The organism is Actinosynnema mirum DSM 43827 (genome assembly GCF_000023245.1).
In the GTDB taxonomy this organism is placed as follows: Bacteria; Actinomycetota; Actinomycetes; order Mycobacteriales; family Pseudonocardiaceae; genus Actinosynnema; species Actinosynnema mirum.
The window spans coordinates 5,503,501-5,520,908 of sequence record NC_013093.1; the positions used below are offsets into that span (position 1 = coordinate 5,503,501).

The following is a 17,408-nucleotide window of genomic DNA, read 5'->3' on the forward strand; positions in this document are numbered from 1 at the left end:
GCCTCGAAAACCCTGCGCTACGGTCGGCCGGGAACGCTCCCGGCGCAGCTCCCGGACCGCGCCCGGTGGCGCCACGAGTCCTGCTCGCGAGGAGGCGAAGCGTGGATCGACGTGCCGATCAGGTTTCCGGGTCCCCCACGGCAGCACCCAGACCGCTCGCGCTGGTGGTGGCCGCGCTCACCGCGCTGGCCTGCCTGGCCGCGCCAGCGCCCGAGGCCCGCGCCGCGACCAACCAGTTCCGGGGCGTGAACTGGGCCGTGCTGGGCGACAACTTCAGCACCACCGCGCTCGTCCCCCAGGGGCTCAGCCGGTCCGACAGCAACGCGACCGTGCGCGCCAAGGCCAACGCCCTCTACGACGACCTGGCCGCCACCCTCGGCGTCAACACCGTGCGCCTGCCCGTGAACACGCACACCGTGGCCGACACGACCTGGTGGAACGCCTACCGGGGCGCCATCGACGCCGCCACCGCGCGCGGGTTCAAGGTGATCCTCGCCTACTGGGAGGACGGCGCGGCCTCCGGCGGCCGGATCACGAACACCTCGGCGTGGAACAGCATGTGGGCCACCGTGGTCGGCGCGTACGCGTCCCACGGCGGCGTGTACTTCGAGCCGATGAACGAGCCGCACGGCTACACCTCCGCGCAGTGGCGCGACGTCGCGGCGGGCTGGCTCGCCACCCACGCCTCGGCCCCGCCCGGCCGGGTGCTGATCGGCGGCACCGGGTACAGCCAGGACCTGCGGGACGTGTGCGGCGACAGCAGGTTCGCCTCGACGCTGCTGTCCTTCCACCACTACGCGTTCTTCTACGAGGCGATGACCTACGACGCCTTCCGCGGCCACATCCAGACCCGTCTGGGCAGCTGCGCCTCGCGCGCGGTCGCCACGGAGTTCGGCGCGCCGATGTCCACCGGGCTCGACTACGGCAACGCGGGCAGCACCGACAACTTCGTGCGCCACATCCGCGCCATGGCGCAGGTGATGCGCGACAACGGGATGGGCGGCACGTACTGGCCCGCGCTGGGCGGCAAGCCGACCGGGAACCTCGGCTACGACTCGTACTCGCTGTACGCGCTCAGCGGCGGCGGGACCGACCTGAACCTGACCGTCCGCAACGCCTCCGGGGCCGACCGGCTGCGGTACGCCTGGGGTGACGGGTCGACGCCGCCGACCACGAACTACCGGGTCGACGTGCGGCACAGCGGCAAGTCCATGGACGTGCAGCAGCCGAACGGCGACAACGGGGCGCGCGTCGGGCAGTACGCGTACGGCGGGAACCCCTGGCAGCAGTGGCAGTTCCAGGACGCGGGCGGCGGGCACTGGCGGATCGTGAGCCGGAACAGCGGGCGGTGCCTGGACGTGGTGAGCGCGTCGACGGCGGACGGGGCCGAACTGGTGCAGTACACCTGCGGGAGCGGGACGAACCAGGAGTTCCAGCTGGTCGCGTCCGGGAGCCACTTCCAGCTGAAGGCCCGGCACAGCGGCAAGTGCGTGGACGTCCCGTCCTCGTCGACGGCCGACGGGGTGGTGCTCAAGCAGTACCCGTGCAACGGCGGGGCGAACCAGCAGTGGACGCGCACCGCCGTGACCGGCTGACCTGCTGGGCGGCTGACCTGCTGAACGGCTGAGCGGCGGCCGGCTTGACCCTCCCCCTGGGGGAGGCCCCACCGTTGCCGGCATGAGCGGAACGGGCAGGGGTGACCTGGTGGGGCGGCTGGCCGTCGTGGCCGGTGGCAGCAGGGGAACGGGGGCGGCCGTGGCGCGGCGGCTGGCCGACGAGGGGGCGCGCGTGGTGACCATCGCCCGCGCGCCCGCCGACGACGGGCCGCTCGCGGTGCGGGCCGACCTGGGCACGCCGGAGGGCGTCGCGGCGGCGGCCGGGGCGGTGGCCGCGATCGGCGTGCCGGACGTCCTGGTGCACGTCGTGGGCGGGTCGCGGACGCCGTCGGGCGGGTACGCGGTGATCGACGACGGGTTGTGGGGCGAGGAGCTGGCGCTGAACCTGCTGGCGGCGGTGCGCCTGGACCGGGCGCTGCTGCCCGGCATGGTGGCGCGCGGGTCGGGGTCGGTCGTGCACGTCACGTCGATCCAGCGCCGGTTGCCGCTGCACGGGTCGACGCTGGCCTACGCCTCGGCCAAGGCCGCGCTCGCCACCTACAGCAAGGGCCTGGCGAACGAGGTCGCGCCGAGCGGGGTCCGGGTGAACTCGGTCGCGCCGGGGTGGATCCGCACGGACGGGTCCGAGGCGCTGCTGGCCCGCCGGGAGCGCGAGGGCGGGCTCACCCGCGAGGCCGCGATCGCCGAGCTGGCGCGGGCGCTGGGCGGCGTGCCGCTCGGCAGGCCCGCCGAACCGGAGGAGGTGGCGGAGGTGATCGGATTCCTCGCCTCGGACCGCGCGGGATCGGTGGTCGGCGCGGAGTTCGTGGTCGACGGTGGCACCATTCCGACGGTGTGAGCACCGGGAGGGGGATGTGGTGGCGCGGTTGACGATCGGGGAGTTCTCCCGCATCACGCACCTGAGCGTCCGCACGCTGCGGCGGTACCACGAGCAGGGGTTGCTCGTGCCCGCCGACGTGGACCCGGCGAGCGGTTACCGGCACTACCTGCCGGAGCAGGTCCGCCCGGCGCTGACGATCCGGCGGTTGCGGGAGCTGGACCTGCCCCTGGCCGACGTCCGCCGCTTCCTGGCCGCCGGATCGGGGCAGGGCGAGTCGGGACAGGGCGAGTCGGGGCAGGGCGAGTCGGGGCAGGGCGAGTCGGGGCAGGGCGAGTCGGGGCAGGGCGAGATCGTCGCCGCGCACCTGCGCAGGCTGGAGGACCGGCTCGGCCGCACGCAGCGCGCGGTCCAGGCGCTGCGCGAGCTGCTCGACCCCGGCGCCCTGCGGGACGTCGCCCTGGAGACCCTGCCGGGCGCGCGGGTGCTGGCCCTCTCGCTGGACGTGCCGCCCGGCGCCGGGACGGGCTGGTACGACGACGCCATGCGCGAGCTCGACGTGGCGGCGGGCGACCGGCCGGTGCTGCCGCCCGGCGGCCGGTACGCGCACGAGCTGTTCACCGGCGGCGGCGGGCGCGCCACCGTCTACCTGCCCACCGAGGCGGAACCGCCGCCCGGCGCGGTGCGCGCGCTGCGCCTGCCCGAGCGGACCGCCGTCGTCGCGGTCCACCGGGGCCCGCACGACGACCTCGACCTCACCTACGGCGCGGTCGGCTCGTTCGCGGCCCGGCGCGGGCTGGTGTCGCAGGGGCTGGTGGAGGAGGTGTACCTGGTCGGGCCGCGCGACACCGGGCAGCCCGACCGGTGGCGGACGCTCGTCGCGTGGCTGGTCGAGCCCACCGAGCCGGTCAGCGCCCGCCGAGCGCCGTGACCAGCGCGGAGGCGACCAGCGCGACGGCCGGGTCGGGGTCCGAGGCCAGGTCGTGGAGGGCGGCCCGCGCGGCGGGGCCGGGCAGTTCCACCAGGGCCTGGGTGAGGCGGATGCGGGCGGCGGGGGTGGCGGTGGCGAGGCGGTCGACCAGCGCCGAGGTGATCCGCCCGGTCTGCTCCGGGTCCTCGGCGAGGGCGGCCAGCGCCTCCGCCGCGTCCACGTCGCCGCCGCCCTCGACCACCAGGTCGACCAGGTGCGGCACGGCCCCCGGCTCGCCCCGCGCGCCCAGCGCCAGCGCGGCCTGACCGCTGACCGCCCGGTCGGGGTCGGCGAGGGCGTCGGACAGGAGCGCGGTCGTGCCGGGGGTGCCGGGCAGCTCGCCGATCGCCCGCACCGCGCGGCGGCGCACGTCCGGGTCGGCGGAACGCGCGCCCGCCGCGAGGGTGGGGACGCCGTCACCGCCGGAGCGGGCCAGCGCCCAGCTCAGCGCGCCCGCCACGTGCGGGTCCGGTTCGGCCAGCAGCGCGCCCGCCAGCAGCTCGGCGGGCGCGCCGCCGGTCTCCGCGCCGGACAGGGCGGCCTGCTGCCTGCGCGCGGGCGCCGTCGAGGCGAGGCCCCGCACCAGCTCCACGACGCGCAGGACGTCCCGCCAGCTGTCGGGCGCGGAGGTCTCGATCACGCGCAGGCGCTCCACCAGCTCCCGCGCGCGGGCCAGCCGGTCCTCGGCCTCCGCGATCAGGTCGCCGACCAGCCCGGACGGGGTGAACGCCGGGTCCTCCAGGGCGCGGCGGACCTGCTTGAGGGTCAGGCCGAGCGAGCGCAGGCCCTCCACGTGGAGGATGCGGCGCAGGTCGTCGGCGGAGTACTCGCGGTAGCCGCCGGTGGTGCGGCCGGTCGGGCGGACCAGGCCGAGCGCGTCGTAGTGCCGGAGCATCCGGGTGCTCACGCCCGACTGGCGGGCGACGTCGCCGATCAGCACTCCCCGGCCCCCGCGCTTCCCCGGAGGACGATCCGCGCGGCCTCGTCGAGGAGGCCGTCGACGCCCGCGTCGGGGTCGTCCAGGAGCGCCTCGGTGGCTCCCGCGTGGGCCGCGACCTCCGGGTCGGGGTGGCGCGCGGCCCTGGCCAGGAGCGGCCTGACCACCTCGCCGAGGTCGACGAGCGCCCGGCTCAGGCTGCGCCGGGTGTCCCGGTCGCCCCGGCCGAGGTGCCGCAGCAGCTCGCCCGCCAGCCGCGCCCGCTCCCCGTCCGGGACCAGGGCCGCGGCGGTGCGCCACGCGGTCCTGGCGACCTCGGGCTCGGGGGCGTGCAGCAGGTCCGGGGTGATCCAGGGCCACGCGGACCGGTCCCCGACCTTGGACAGGGTGTGCAGCGCCTGGCTCCGGGCCTGGGCGAGCGGGGAGGCCAGCTCGGGGTGGAGGCGGGGCAGGGTGAGCGCGGCCGGGAGCCGGGCGAGGGCCCAGGAGAGCGCGTCGCGGACGAAGAAGTCGGGTTCGACGGCGCAGCGCAGGGCGAGCGCGTCCAGCAGGGCGGGGTCGGGGGTCGTGCCCGCCGCCACGGCCGCCCTGAGCCGCACCGAGGCGTCCTCGGCCTCCAGCGCCCTGGCGAGCTGCCCGGTCCGCGTGGTTCCGCTCGTGGTCATGGGGCCACCTCCTGGCCGCAGTGAACAGCTTGTCACGGTGTCAGGGTCAAGGCCGGGCGCGCCCCCGCACCCGCGCCGGGGTTGACGGGAATTTCACAAGAATCGATTCCGAAGAATTTCTGGCGGATTTCCGACATATTATGGTGAGCACGCGTCACAATTCCCCTGCGCAACCCCCGAACCGAAGGGCTCGTCACCGGAACCGAAGCCCAGAGGTTTCGACCGCAAGCCCCGAAGGCAGCCGGCCCGACTTCTTGACCGCCTGAACAGCCCGGTCCTACCGTCCTCTGCGTCGAATTTTCGACCACATGGGGGATCAATGTCAGGCATGCAATTGTGGAGAACAAGCCTCGGGCTCCTGTTCGACCGCAGGGCGCGCATCGGGAAACCGATGTTCTTCCGGATGAGCCGCCCCATGGACATCGACCCGTCGGGGCAGTCCATCGTCGACCTCCCGGCGCTCGCGGAGATCGTCCGGAACACGGCGGGCGCCCTGCACGCGGCGGGCGTGCGGGCCGGCGACCGGGTCGCGGTGTACAAGGAGAACCACTTCGACTGCCTGCTGATCGCCGCCGCGGTGGTCCGGGTGGGCGCGATCCCGGTGATGCTGTCGGGCCTGCTGCCGCCGGACACCGCGCGCCCGCTGCTCCAGCGCGTGGAGCCGTCGCTGCTGATCGGCACCCGGCGGCTGCTGGAGGAGCAGGACTCGAACGGGGAGCTGGTCTCCGCGTTCGCCGAGCGGACGCTGTGCCTGGACGGGGACGTGCCCGGCGCGCTGCGCCTGACCGACCTGCTCGGCGGGCCGGTGCCCGAGTTCGTGCCGCGCGGCGACGACGAGCTGATGATGCTCACCCACACCTCGGGCACGACGGGCGTCCCGAAGCTGATCATGTACACCCCGGAGAAGCTGCAGGGGCAGATGGCGCGGCTGGAGTGCCGCAAGCTGCCGCCGCTCACGTTCACCCGCGACGACGTCGCCGCGATGTTCCTGCCGTACGTGCACGCCCGCGCGTTCACCTGGATCTACTCGGTGCTCACGCTCTCGCCCGCGACGACCCTGCTGGTGAGCGAGAACGACCCCGAGGTGGTCGGCCCGCTGCTGCGGCAGCACCGGCCCACCGTGATCGAGGCGCTGCCGATCGACTTCCAGAGGATGGTGCCGCTCGCCGACGAGAACGGCGGCGACGCGTTCGCCGCCGTGCGCATGTTCATCGGCAACTTCGACGCCATGCGCTGGTCGGTGATCCGGGTGTTCCTGAACGCCTCGAAGCACCGGTTCCCGGTGTGGCGCGAGGGGTACGGGCAGTCGGAGACCGGCGGCATGGGGATGACCATGATCACCCGCTACCGGGCGAACAAGCGGCGCGACGAGAACCCCGGACCGCGCAAGGTCGGGCGGCCCATGCCAGGGTTCGTGGAGCTGAAGGTCGTGGACCCCACGACGTTCCGGCCGGTGCCGACCGGGCAGCCGGGGGTGGTGCTGGCCAAGACGAAGGCCCGCTGCGTCGGCTACTACAAGGAACCCGAGCGGTGGCGCGAGAAGGCCGTCGGGGACTGGTGGAACACCGGCGACATCGGCCTGATGACCAGGACCGGCGCGCTCATGCTGCTGGACCGGGAGGTGAACCACACGCCGGGCGGCAGCTGCCTGGAGCACGAGGACGTGATCGTGGAGCGCCTCCCGAGGGGCCACGACGTGGCGCTGCTGCCGGTGCCGGACGGCCCGCCGGTGCCGGTCGTGGCCGCGCCGGGCGGCGAGCTGGACCGGGAGCGATGGCGCGCGGCGGTGCGCGGGGTGCCCGAGCTGGCGGAGCCCGTCGTGATCGACTTCGAGGACATGCCCAGGACCGGCACCGGCAAGATCCTGCGGCAGGAGCTGCGCAGGCGGCACCTGGAGGGCGCGGGCAGCCCCGGCCACGGGCGGTGGACGTGAGCGCCGCGCCCGAGCCGGACCGGCGGGGCGCGTTCACCGTCGAGCCGTTCACCGAGGAGTCCCGGCTGATCTGGGAGCGGCGCGAGCACGTGGTGTTCGGCGTGAGCCCCGGCAACAGCTACTTCCAGGTGCCCAGGATGGCGGAGCTGTTCGGGTGGCTGCGCGGCGAGTCCGACCGGATCGACGTGGTCATCCCGGACTCGGCGCTGGTGCACACCTACCTCGCGCTGGGCTACGAGGAGCGGCGGGCCGAGCGCAAGGCGCGCGCGGAGGTCAACGTGCTGCGCAACCGGGTCAGCCGGGCCTGGGAGGCGGCCGGTGGCCCCCGGCCCGGCGACGGGCTGAACCTGATGTCGGAGCTGGAGGGCGGCGAGGTGTACCGGGCGCGGCTCGCCGAGTGCGAGCGGGCGCTGCGCGAGGACGAGGTGCTGCGGGGCACCAGCGCCGAGATGAGCCGGGAAGTCCTCGCGCTCAAGGGGCACCGGGGCATGGCGAGCGACGAGCAGGTCGAGCGGGCCATGCGGTACCTGCTCGCCGAGCTGCCGTTCTTCCTGGCGTCCAGCGAGATCTTCGACGTGCCGACGTCGGTGAACTTCTACCACCGCAAGCTCCCGCTGGCCGAGGTGGTCTTCTCCGGGGAGTCCCTGCTGCGGGCGTCCCCGCGCCAGGCGTACGCCACCATCCGCCCGGTGGGCTGACGCCCTCCCGGCACGACGAGCACTGTGCTTCCACGACGCGCACTGGGGGTTCCATGACGCAGTACGACTCGCTGGCCGAGAAGCTCGGCGACATCGAGGAGGCGATCCACTTCTACCGGGAGCACGTGGAGTTCCCGTCGTTCTTCCGCGCGCTGGGCCCGGTGGAGGGCAAGCGGGTGCTGGACGTCGGGTGCGGGGACGGGATCTACGCCCGGCTCGTCGCCGAGCGCGGCGCGACCGAGGTGGTGGGCACCGACTCCTCCGCGGGGATGATCCGGTTGGCCGAGGCCGCGGAGGCGGCGCGTCCGCTGGGGGTGCGCTACCACGTGCACGACGCGGCGACGATGCCCGCGCTGGGCGAGTTCGACGTGGTGGTCGCGGTGAACGTGCTGCACTACGCGGGCAGCAGGGAGGCGCTGGACGGCATGTGCGCGCAGATCGCCTCGAACCTGGCCCCCGGCGGGCGGTTGCTGGCGTACGTCGGGAACGCGGACTGCGACAACGAGGCGGCCCGCGACTTCGGGTTCTTCGTGGACCGGCCGGTGGGGCTGCTGGAGGGCGACCCGTTCACCGTGACGATCCACGCGGACCCGCCCGCGTCGGTGCGGGTGCACTACTGGACGGCGGCGACCCTGGCGGGCGCGGTGGAGGCGGCCGGGTTGACGCGGGTGACGTGGGAGGAGATGACGCACTCCCCCGTGTCCGAGGACGACGCGGTCCGGCTGGGGCGGCTGCTGGAGAACCCGCCGGGGCTGCTGCTGAGCGCCTACAAGGAGTAAGCGTTTTCCGAGGTGGCCGTGGGGGCCGCTCGCGGTCGGCGTTCCGCGCCGGTCGCGGGCGGCCCCGCGCCTCAGGTGAGGTGATCTCAGCGAGGTGTCTGCGCGGTGCTTCTCCAGTGGTGTTCGTAGTGGGTGCAGGCCAGTGCGGCGGCGACGATCCGGGTGGGTTTTCGTGGGCTGGCGGTGGTGTGGCGCAGGGCTTTCCAGCGTCCGACCTGCAGGGCGAACCCGCGTTCGCCGCGTCCTCGCAGGCCACGTGGCAGCAGGTCGTGGGTTTTCTGGTCGACGGTCAGTTCCGGTTCGGCCCAGCGCTTGCGCGGGGTGCGGTTCGGGGTGATCACGCCGTGTCCGGCGTTGAGGTATCCCTGGTCGGCCAGGGTGGGAAGGCCGAGTTCGGTGGCGGCCCCGGCCAGGGCCGGGAGGGCGTGGCGGCGGGCTCTGCCCGAGTACCAGGCGTCGATCACCCGCTTGTGCCGGTTGAGCGTGGTCTCGCCGTGGTAGCGGTCGGTGCGGAAGAGTTTGTCGTCCAGGACCACGTGCGCCGGGCGGCCTCGTCCAGGTCTTCGGGCAGGTCGGGGGCCTGGTTCGCCAGGACGGTGAGGACCTCGTCGAGGTAGCGGTAGGCGGTGGCGCGGGAGACCCGGTGGTCACGGGCCAACCGGTCCGGGTTGGTGTGGTCGCGCAACCACCGCAGGCCCAGCACGGCCTGCTGGAGGCAGGTCAGGGCACGGGTGCGTCGGCGGGTGCCGCGCCGCAGGCGTTCGGCGTGGAGCAGGCGGGCCAGGTGCCGGGCCAGTGCGTGGGGGACGTCGAGGATGGCAGGACGGGGGATCACGGGGAGCTTTCTCTGGCTGAGTCGTCGCAAACCCAGTCATAGCGGAAAGCTCCCCGCCCTCGTCTGCAGAGCTACTGACCAGCGCGGACCTTGCTGAGATCGCCTCAGGTGAGCTTGTCGGCGGTCTGCTGCGCGCGGTAGCCCTCCGGGACGCCCGCGACCACGACGGTGGTGGCCCGCGAGTGGGCGGTGCGCAGCGGCAGGATCTCCCGGTAGGCCGGGGACGCGTACCACTCGTGGGCGAGGTCGGCGCTCGGGAAGCCGATGATCACCAGGTCGCCGAGCAGCTCGCCCTCCAGCACGTCGTGCGCCTGGCCGTGCACCACCCACCGGCCGCCGAACGGCTCGAACGTCGACTCGATCCGGGTGATGTACTCCAGCACCTCGGGGCCGATCCGGACGTCGGTCAGGTGGGCGATCGCGTAGCCGGTCATGTCCGGTTCCTCTCGTCGGGCCGTTGCCGACGACTGTGGCGGTCCGGGTGCTCCGCGCGCCATGACCTCGGAGGTCATGCCCCCTAGGCTGGCGGGCGTGGACGAGCCGGTGGGGGTGCTGCTGCGGGCGTGGCGGCGGCGGAAGTCGTTGAGCCAGCAGGGCTTGGCGGAGGCGGCGGCGGTGTCGGCGCGGCACGTGAGCCGGGTGGAGACGGGGCTGGCGCACCCGACGCCGGAGATGATCCTGCGCCTGGCCGAGCACCTGGACGTGCCGCAGCCCGAGCGCGACCGGTTGCTGCTGGCGGGCGGGTACGCGCCGCGCACCCCGGTGGCGCCCGAGGCGGCGGACCCGGTGGTGCTGGCGGGCGTGCGGGACCTGCTGGACGCGCACCTGCCGCACCCGGCGCTGCTGCTGGACGACCGCTGGGACCTGATCGACGCGAACGCCGCCGCGGCGGAGCTGCTGGTGGGGTGCGCGCCGCACCTGCTGGAGCCGCCGGTGAACGTGCTGCGGCTGACCACGCACCCGGACGGCCTCGCCCGCCGCGTCCGGAACCTGCCGCAGTGGGCGGGGCACCTGCGCGAGCAGCTCCGGCACCGCGCCGAGCGCACCGGCGACGCCGCGCAGGTGGCGCTGCTGGCGGAGATCACCGGTCACCTGGCCGGGCTCGGGGTGCCGCCCGCCCCCGCGGCGGGGCCGGGGCCGGTGCTGGTGCTGGAGCTGGAGTCAGACGGCGGGGTGCTGCGGTTCGTCAGCACGTCGACGCGGCTGACCGGCCCGGCGGACCGGGCCGTGGCGGGGCTGCACCTGGAGACGCTGCTGCCCGCCGACGAGCGCACGCGGGCGCGGTTCGCGCGGGTGGGCCTGGGCGGGTAGCGGCTCAGCCGACCGGTCAGCGGGGCCACTTCGGGGTGGGGGGCGCGGTCAGCAGGGCGTCCAGGAGCGCCTGCGCCGGGCCTGGCAGCGGGGGTGCGCCGTGGGTGGCGATCGAGACCCGGCGGTGGTCGTCCGGCAGGCGGGTGGCGCGGACGGCCGGGTTGCGGTGGGCCAGGAGGGCCAGGCCGGGGAGGGTGCTGACGCCGAGGCCTGCCGCGACCAGTGCCTGCACGGCGACGTGGTCGTCGGTCTCGAAGTCGACCTCCGGGGTGAAGCCCGCGCGTTCGCAGGTGGCGACCAGGTGGGCGCGGCAGCGGGGGCAGCCCGCGATCCAGCGGCGGTCGGCGTGGTCGGCCGGGGTGCGGCCCGCGCGGTCGGACTTGCGGGTGATCAGGTAGAGGGGTTCGCGCAGCAGCGGGTGCAGGGTGGTGCTGCGGGGCTGGTCCGGGGTGTCGGGGTGGTCGAAGACCAGGGCGAGGTCGACCTCGCCGTGCCGGAGCGCGGTGAGGGCCTGCTCGGGTTCGGCCTCGGTCAGGGCCAGCTCTACGCCGGGGTGGTCCTCGGCGAGCTTGGCGGCGGCGTGCGGCACGAGGGTGGCCAGGGCCGAGGGGAACGCGGCCAGGCGGACGCGTCCGGCGCGCAGGCCGGCGTGGGCGGACAGCTCGGCGCGCACGGCCTCCACCCGGCCCAGGATCTCGCGCGACCGGTCGACCAGCAGCTCACCGGCCTCGGTGAGGCGGACGCCCCGGCCGACGCGCCGCACCAGGGCGACGCCGGTTTCGGCCTCCAGCTTGGCCAGGTGGTGGCTGACCGAGGGCTGCGCGTAGTGCAGCGCCTCGGCCGCCGCCGTGACCGAGCCCTCGTCGGCGATGGCCACCAGCACGCGCAACCGGGTCAGATCCATAGACCGAGGCTATCGTTCCGACGAAAATCGCACCTGGTCCTATGGGTTCGCCGCTGTCACCGTGGAGGCGTGCGAATCCCCACCTTCCCCGACCTGCTGCGCGCCCGGCGGACCGTGCGCGCCCACCTCCCGCCGACGCCGCTGCGCCCCGCGCCCGCTCTCGGGCCCGGCGTGTTCGTCAAGCACGAGAACGTGCAGCCGACCGGCGCGTTCAAGGTGCGCGGCGGGCTGAACCTGATGGCCGGGCTGGACACCGAGGCCCGGCGGCGCGGGGTGGTCGGCTACTCCACCGGCAACCACGCGCAGTCGCTCGCCCACGCGGCGGCGCTGTTCGACGTGCCTTGCGCGATCGTGATGCCGATCGCCCCGAACCCGCTGAAGGCCGCCGCCGTGCGTGCGCTGGGCGCGGAGCTGGTGGAGGCGGGCGGGACGTTCGACCAGGCGCGGGAGCACGCCGTCGAGCTCGCCCGGGAACGCGGGATGCGGCTGGTCAGCGCGGCGGACGAGCCGGAGATCATCGCGGGCGTGGCCACCGCCTACCTGGAGCTGTTCGAGCAGCGGCCCGACCTGGACGTGGTGATCGTGCCGGTGGGCAGCGGAAGCGGGGCCGCCGCCGCCTGCCTGGTCGCCGCCGCGCTCGCCCCGGACTGCGAGGTCATCGCCGTGCAGACCTCGGCCTCACCCGCCGCGCACGACTCGTGGCGCGCGGGCGAGCTCGTCGCGCGGCCCAACCGCACGGCGGTCGAGGGGTTGGCGACCGGCAGCGGGTTCGCCTTGCCGCAACGGGTGCTGCGGGCGCGCCTGAACGACTTCCGGCTGGTGGACGACGCGGCGATCCGGCACGCCCAGTGGGTGATGCTGCGCGACGCCCAGACCCTCGCCGAGGGCGCGGGCGCCGCCCCGCTGGCGGCTTACCTGGCCGAACCCGAGCGGTTCGCCGGGCGCAGCGTCGCGCTGGTGTGCACCGGGGCCAACGCGAGCGAGGCGGAGATCCGGGCCGCCGTCGGGGCGGGCTGACCGGGGTCGGGTCCGCGCCCGGCCGCGGGGGCGAGCCGGACAGAAACCCGGACATGCGTTGACGGTCTTCTCCGCGCGCCCCTAGCTTCCGAAGACATGCGTCGTGTCGTCGTAGCCACGGTGGTAGCGCTCTCACTCCTGACGCCCGCGACCGCGCGGGCCCGACCGGCCGACCCCGTGGACGCGCTCGCGTACCTGGAGGACCCCCGGATGACCGGGGAGAACCAGGAGCCGCCGCACCCGGACCTGAAGCCCGAGCAGCGGCTCAGCCTGAACGGCGAGTGGCGGATCAGGATGTTCGACAAGCCGGAGGACGTGCGCGAGACGGCGGACGGCTGGCGCACGGTCTCGGTGCCGCACACCTGGCAGACCGACTTCCTGGACCACCCGGTGTTCCGCAACATCCCGACGGAGATGTACCCGGACGCCCCGCCGTCCGTGCCGCGCGACGTGAACCCGACCGGCGTGTACGAGAAGGAGTTCGACCTCCCGCCGGAGTGGGACCGCACGCTGCTCCGGTTCGAGGGGGTGACCAGCGGCTACTTCGTGTGGGTCAACGGGGAGTACGTCGGGTACGACCAGGGCGGGTACACGCCCGCCGAGTTCGACGTGACCAGCAGGCTCAAGCCGGGGCGCAACGCGGTCCGGGTGCAGGTGCACCGCTGGGGTTCCGGGTCGCACCTGGAGGACTTCGACCAGTGGCGGTTCTCCGGGATCTTCCGCGAGGTGTGGCTGTACTCCACGCCGAGGACCTACCTGGCGGACGTGACGATCAGGACCGACCTGGACGCGGACTACCGGGACGCGACGCTCAGCGCGGACGTGGTGCTCGGCGGTCCGGCCGAGGGGCACTCGGTGCGGACCAGGCTGTTCGACCCGAGCGGGACCGAGGTGCCGGTCGTGGACGGGCGGGTGTCGAACCCGTTGAAGTGGACCGACGAGACGCCGAACGTCCACGAGCTGCGCGTTGAGCTGCTGCGGGACGGGCAGGTGGTCCAGACCGGCAGGCAGCCCGTGGGGTTCCGGGAGATCGAGATCGTGGACCGGCAGCTCAAGGTCAACGGGAAGCGGGTGCTGTTCCGGGGGGTCAACCGGGCCGAGACGAGCGTGCGCGGCAGCCGTCACGTCACCCGCGAGGAGCAGGAGGAGGACGTGCGGTTGATGAAGCGGTTCAACGTCAACGCGGTGCGGACCTCCCACTACCCCAGCGATCCGCACTTCTACGAGCTGGCCGACCGCGCCGGGCTGATGATCGCCGACGAGGTCGACACCGAGACGCACCACCACGACAACTGCCCCACCGACTGCCTGGCCGAGCGCCCGGAGTGGCAGGACGCGTTCCTCGACCGGTTCACCGGCATGATGCAGCGGGACAAGAACCACCCGAGCGTCGTCATGTGGGACACCGGGAACGAGGCCGGGCTCGGCAGGGCGCACCACGCGATGGCCGAGCTGGCGCGGGCCCGCGACACCCGGCCGCTCTACCACCAGCCGAACGTGCCGGACGGCGACGCGCCGTTCGCGGACGTGGCGGGGCCGCGCTACCCGTCGCCGTCGAGCCTGGAGGCGAAGGCGCGCACGACGACCAAGCCGATCATCATGGGCGAGTACGCGCACGCGATGGGCAACAGCCTGGGCAACTTCAAGGAGTTCTGGGACGTCGTGCGCGCCTACCCGCAGGTGCAGGGCGGCTTCATCTGGGACTGGGCCGAGCAGAACATCGCCCTGCCCCTCCACACCACCCCGGACGACGCGAACGGCATCCTGGCGTGGCTGTCCGGCAAACCGTCCCGAGTGGACGGACCGCACGGGAAGGCGTTGCACCTGAGCGGGTTGGACGACTTCGTCGAGGTCTACCGGGACCGGAGGTTCGACGAGGTGCGGGACGGGCTCACCCTGGACGCCTGGGTCAAGCCGGACGCGTGGACCGGCGACTTCACGGTCATCGCCAAGGGCGATCACCAGTACGCGCTGAAGATGTCCGACGCCGCCACGCTGGAGTTCTTCGTGCACAGCGGGACCTGGCGCACCGTCCGGGCGAGGGTGCCCGCCGACTGGACCGGGAACTGGCACCGCGTCACCGGCACGTTCGACGGCGCGGCGCTGCGGTTGCTGATCGACGGTGAGCAGGTCGCGGAGACCGCCTTCACCGGGACGGTCGACCCGTCGCACTGGCCGGTGAACATCGGGCGCAACCCCGAGACCATGCAGGAGAACGTGCGCACCCGGATGGCGCACGGCGCGATCGACCAGGTGCGGATCTACCACCGGGCGCTGACCGGGTCCGAGCTGGCGGCCGACCCCAAGGGCTCGGCGGTGCTGGCGCTGGACTTCGAGACCGTGGAGGACGAGGGGCGGCAGCAATCCTACGGCGCGGGCACCGGCGGCGTGGACGGGCTGGTGTGGGCGGACCGCAGGCCGCAGCCGGAGACCACCGAGCTGATGGCGGTGCACTCCCCCATCCGGTTCTCGTTCGCGGACAACCGGTTGACGGTCGTGAGCGAGCGGCAGTTCACCGGCACCGACGACCTGGAGCTGCGCTGGGAGGTCAGGGACAACGGGCGCGTGGTGGACGACCACCGGGGCCCGCTCGTGCCGGGCGTGGTCGAACTGCCGGACCGGTCGGCGGTCACCGAGCGCCTGCTGACCGTGCGCGCGACCGACCGGGCGGGCGATGACGTCGGCATCGCCCAGTTCCCGCTCGGCGGCGAGCGGATCGCCGGGCTGCACACGGGCCTCCGGTCCGGCAGCACCACCACGACGCAGGACGAGAACGAGGTCGTGGTGTCCGGCCAGGGCTTCCGCTACGCGATCAGCAAGAGGACCGGGACGCTCACGTCGATGCGCGTGCGCGGGGACGAGCTGCTCACCGCCGGTCCGAAGCTGGACGCGTGGCGCGCGCCGCTGTCCAACGAGTTCATGAGCGAGGACGGCTCCTGGTACCGCAACGGCCTCGACCGGTTGACCACCACGCCGTCGAGCGTGGAGGTGGGCCGGGACTCGGTGGACGCGGTCGTCACCGTGAAGTCGACCGCGCAGGCGGTGGCGGGGTCGTCGTTCGGGCAGACCTTCACCTACCGGATCACCGGCGACGGCGAGATCCACGTCGGGCACCGGGTCGCCGCGCAGGGCGCGATGCGGGACCTGAGCTACCTGCCGGGCATCGGTTTCACGCTGAAGGTTCCGGAGCGGTACCGGCAGTTCACCTGGTACGGGCGCGGGCCGGGCGAGAACTACGACGACCGCAAGTCCGGCGACCCGATCGGCCTGTACAAGTCCACTGTGGACGGGCAGTTCCACGACTACTACAAGCCGCAGGACTTCGGGAACCACGCGGACACCCGGTGGGCGACGCTGTCCGACGGGCGCTCCGGCCTGCTGGTGGCGGGCGACCTGGACGTGCGGGTGTCGCGGCACGACGACCTGGACCGGGCCGCCTACCCGTTCGCGCTCAAGCAGAACGACGGCTGGACCACGCTGCACGCCGCGCACCGGGTCACCGGTGTGGGCGAGACGTTCCACGAGCCGCTCCAGCCGTACCAGGTCGAGGCCGGGACCGAGTACGCGTACTCGGTGCTGCTGCGCCCGCTCACCCCGGCCGAGGCGGCCACGGGCGAGCTGGGCGGCCAGGTGGACTGCGTGCCCGCCGTCGAGCTGAACGCCCCCGACACCGCGCTGGAGCCGGGCGGGCGGGTGACGGCAGAGCTGGTGGTCACCGAGCCGTGCGCCTCGCCCGCGCGGGCCAGGGTGGGCGTGCCGGACGGCTGGACGGCGACGCCCGCGTCGGTGGACCTGTCCGGCGGGTCGGCGCGGGTGGTGATCACCCGCGAGGGCGGGCCGACCGGGACCAGGCCGGTGTTCGTGGACGTGGTGGCGGGCAAGGGGACCACGACGCTGAGCCGGGACTTCACCGCCGTGCCGAGCGCGCCGCGCGGTGAGGCTCGGGTGTCCGCGCTGGAGTTCCTGGACGAGCGCAACGGGTGGGGGCCGATCGAGCGCGACCGCAGCAACGGTGAGGACGTCGGCGGTGACGGCAACCCGATCCGCTTGCGGGGCACCGGGTTCGACGCGGGCGTCGGGGTGCACGCGGACTCGGAGTTCCGGGTGCACACCGGCGGGCGGTGCTCCCGGTTGACGGCCGTGGTCGGGGTGGACGACGAGACCGGCGGCACGGGCAGCGTCCGGTTCGAGGTGCTCGCGGACGGGCGGCAGGTGCACCTGAGCCCGGTGCTGACCGGGCGGAGCGCGGCCGAGGCGATCAGCGTCGACACCTCCGGGGCGCGGGTGCTCTCGTTCCGGGTGACCGACGGCGGTGACGGCAACGCGCACGACCACGCCGACTGGGCGAACCCGGTGCTGAGCTGCGGGTGAGCCCCCGTGCCGCCCGGACCTCGCGTCCGGGCGGCACGGGCACGGCGCGCGCTCAGCAGAGGCGGACGTTGCCGGTGGCCGGGTCGCCGCTGCCGATCCGCTGCACCCAGAAGGTGACGCAGGTGCTGCCGGGCGCGTAGACCTGCGGCGTCCAGTGCGAGCCGCCGCTGCCGGTCTGGTAGCCGCCCACGGCCGAGCCGCCCCAGTCGGAGCGGATCAGCATGTAGACCGTGCCGCTGAGGGCGGGGACGCGGACCCAGTTGGTGCCGCAGGCCGCCGAGTAGCGGATCTCGTAGCCGATGCCGCCGACCGAGCCCGAGCGGATGGTGCTCGCGCCCGAGGCGCAGCCGGTGCCGAGCGGGTCGGTGTTGTGGTGCTCGGGTCCGGCGGCGGCGGCGCCGGTGGTCAGCGCGAGCAGTGCGGCGGTGGTTCCGAGCAGTGCCGCGATCTTCCCGGTGGTGCGCATGGGGCCTCCGTGTCCTCGCTGCGGCTGGTGCGTCCCATGCTGGTCGGCGGCCGGGCGGCCCGGTATCGCTCACGGGGTGAGGCGGGGCG

At 74.1% G+C, this 17,408-nt stretch carries 16 protein-coding genes; 9 read left to right on the plus strand and 7 right to left on the minus strand.

Going from position 1 to position 17,408, the window contains the following annotated elements; translation table 11 throughout:
* Nucleotides 1-101: 101 nt before the first annotated feature.
* The 3 genes from AMIR_RS22990 (at nt 102) to AMIR_RS23000 (ending at nt 3,364) form a co-directional block, all read left to right on the plus strand.
* Nucleotides 102-1,595: an RICIN domain-containing protein gene (locus tag AMIR_RS22990; protein ID WP_015803341.1), complete on the plus strand. Its 1,494-nt coding sequence runs from the start codon at nt 102-104 to the stop codon at nt 1,593-1,595.
* Nucleotides 1,596-1,677: 82 nt separating this feature from the next.
* Nucleotides 1,678-2,454, plus strand: a complete 777-nt coding sequence (locus tag AMIR_RS22995) for an SDR family oxidoreductase (RefSeq protein ID WP_015803342.1) — start codon at nt 1,678-1,680, stop codon at nt 2,452-2,454.
* A 19-nt stretch (nt 2,455-2,473) separates the two neighbouring features.
* Nucleotides 2,474-3,364, plus strand: a complete 891-nt coding sequence (locus AMIR_RS23000; protein WP_222840692.1) for a MerR family transcriptional regulator — start codon at nt 2,474-2,476, stop codon at nt 3,362-3,364.
* On the opposite strand, the gene AMIR_RS23005 is transcribed toward AMIR_RS23000, so the two are convergent.
* Together AMIR_RS23005 and AMIR_RS23010 are read right to left on the minus strand one after the other, a co-directional pair.
* Nucleotides 3,342-4,343 carry a HEAT repeat domain-containing protein gene (locus AMIR_RS23005; protein WP_015803344.1) on the minus strand — a complete coding sequence of 334 codons (1,002 nt, stop codon included), beginning with the start codon at nt 4,341-4,343 and terminating at the stop codon, nt 3,342-3,344. The genes AMIR_RS23000 and AMIR_RS23005 overlap by 23 nt on opposite strands.
* Nucleotides 4,337-5,005: a HEAT repeat domain-containing protein gene (locus tag AMIR_RS23010; protein ID WP_015803345.1), complete on the minus strand. Its 669-nt coding sequence runs from the start codon at nt 5,003-5,005 to the stop codon at nt 4,337-4,339. Before AMIR_RS23010 ends, AMIR_RS23005 begins: the two co-directional genes overlap by 7 nt.
* A gap of 403 nt (nt 5,006-5,408) precedes the next feature.
* On the opposite strand from AMIR_RS23010, the gene AMIR_RS42230 reads away from it, so the two are divergent.
* From AMIR_RS42230 to AMIR_RS36080, 3 genes are read left to right on the plus strand one after another with little or no spacing between them, the layout of a single operon-like run.
* Entirely contained in the window at nt 5,409-6,938 is a 1,530-nt protein-coding gene (locus AMIR_RS42230; RefSeq protein WP_245554539.1) for a class I adenylate-forming enzyme family protein, read from the plus strand.
* Complete coding sequence (locus tag AMIR_RS23020) at nt 6,935-7,636, plus strand: tRNA-dependent cyclodipeptide synthase (RefSeq protein ID WP_015803347.1); 702 nt, start codon at nt 6,935-6,937, stop codon at nt 7,634-7,636. The genes AMIR_RS42230 and AMIR_RS23020 overlap by 4 nt, the downstream gene beginning before the upstream one ends.
* Nucleotides 7,637-7,689: 53 nt before the next feature.
* Nucleotides 7,690-8,415: a class I SAM-dependent methyltransferase gene (locus AMIR_RS36080; protein WP_015803348.1), complete on the plus strand. Its 726-nt coding sequence runs from the start codon at nt 7,690-7,692 to the stop codon at nt 8,413-8,415.
* Nucleotides 8,416-8,501: 86 nt separating this feature from the next.
* Here AMIR_RS36080 and AMIR_RS43280 read toward each other — a convergent pair whose 3' ends face one another.
* The 3 genes from AMIR_RS43280 to AMIR_RS23035 form a co-directional block, all read right to left on the minus strand.
* Nucleotides 8,502-8,951, minus strand: coding sequence for a hypothetical protein (locus tag AMIR_RS43280; protein ID WP_049796940.1), 450 nt, complete (start codon nt 8,949-8,951; stop codon nt 8,502-8,504).
* Complete coding sequence (locus AMIR_RS43285; protein WP_425358832.1) at nt 8,876-9,250, minus strand: hypothetical protein; 375 nt, start codon at nt 9,248-9,250, stop codon at nt 8,876-8,878. The genes AMIR_RS43280 and AMIR_RS43285 overlap by 76 nt, the downstream gene beginning before the upstream one ends.
* Before the next feature lie 104 nt (nt 9,251-9,354).
* Nucleotides 9,355-9,684: a DUF1330 domain-containing protein gene (locus tag AMIR_RS23035; protein WP_015803349.1), complete on the minus strand. Its 330-nt coding sequence runs from the start codon at nt 9,682-9,684 to the stop codon at nt 9,355-9,357.
* A 61-nt stretch (nt 9,685-9,745) separates the two neighbouring features.
* Between AMIR_RS23035 and AMIR_RS23040 the strand changes: the two genes are divergently transcribed.
* Entirely contained in the window at nt 9,746-10,561 is an 816-nt protein-coding gene (locus tag AMIR_RS23040) for a helix-turn-helix domain-containing protein (RefSeq protein WP_015803350.1), read from the plus strand.
* A gap of 16 nt (nt 10,562-10,577) precedes the next feature.
* Here the strand turns inward: AMIR_RS23040 and AMIR_RS23045 are convergent, their stop codons facing one another.
* Complete coding sequence (locus AMIR_RS23045; protein WP_015803351.1) at nt 10,578-11,465, minus strand: LysR family transcriptional regulator; 888 nt, start codon at nt 11,463-11,465, stop codon at nt 10,578-10,580.
* 69 nt (nt 11,466-11,534) lie between these two features.
* Here AMIR_RS23045 and AMIR_RS23050 point away from each other — a divergent pair, with 69 nt between their 5' ends.
* Both AMIR_RS23050 and AMIR_RS23055 read left to right on the plus strand, forming a co-directional pair.
* Nucleotides 11,535-12,482, plus strand: coding sequence for a threonine ammonia-lyase (locus AMIR_RS23050; RefSeq protein ID WP_015803352.1), 948 nt, complete (start codon nt 11,535-11,537; stop codon nt 12,480-12,482).
* 96 nt (nt 12,483-12,578) lie between these two features.
* Nucleotides 12,579-16,853: a glycoside hydrolase family 2 gene (locus tag AMIR_RS23055; RefSeq protein ID WP_015803353.1), complete on the plus strand. Its 4,275-nt coding sequence runs from the start codon at nt 12,579-12,581 to the stop codon at nt 16,851-16,853.
* Between the two features lie 52 nt (nt 16,854-16,905).
* Here AMIR_RS23055 and AMIR_RS23060 read toward each other — a convergent pair whose 3' ends face one another.
* Nucleotides 16,906-17,319 carry a DUF2690 domain-containing protein gene (locus AMIR_RS23060; protein WP_015803354.1) on the minus strand — a complete coding sequence of 138 codons (414 nt, stop codon included), beginning with the start codon at nt 17,317-17,319 and terminating at the stop codon, nt 16,906-16,908.
* Nucleotides 17,320-17,408: the final 89 nt, after the last annotated feature.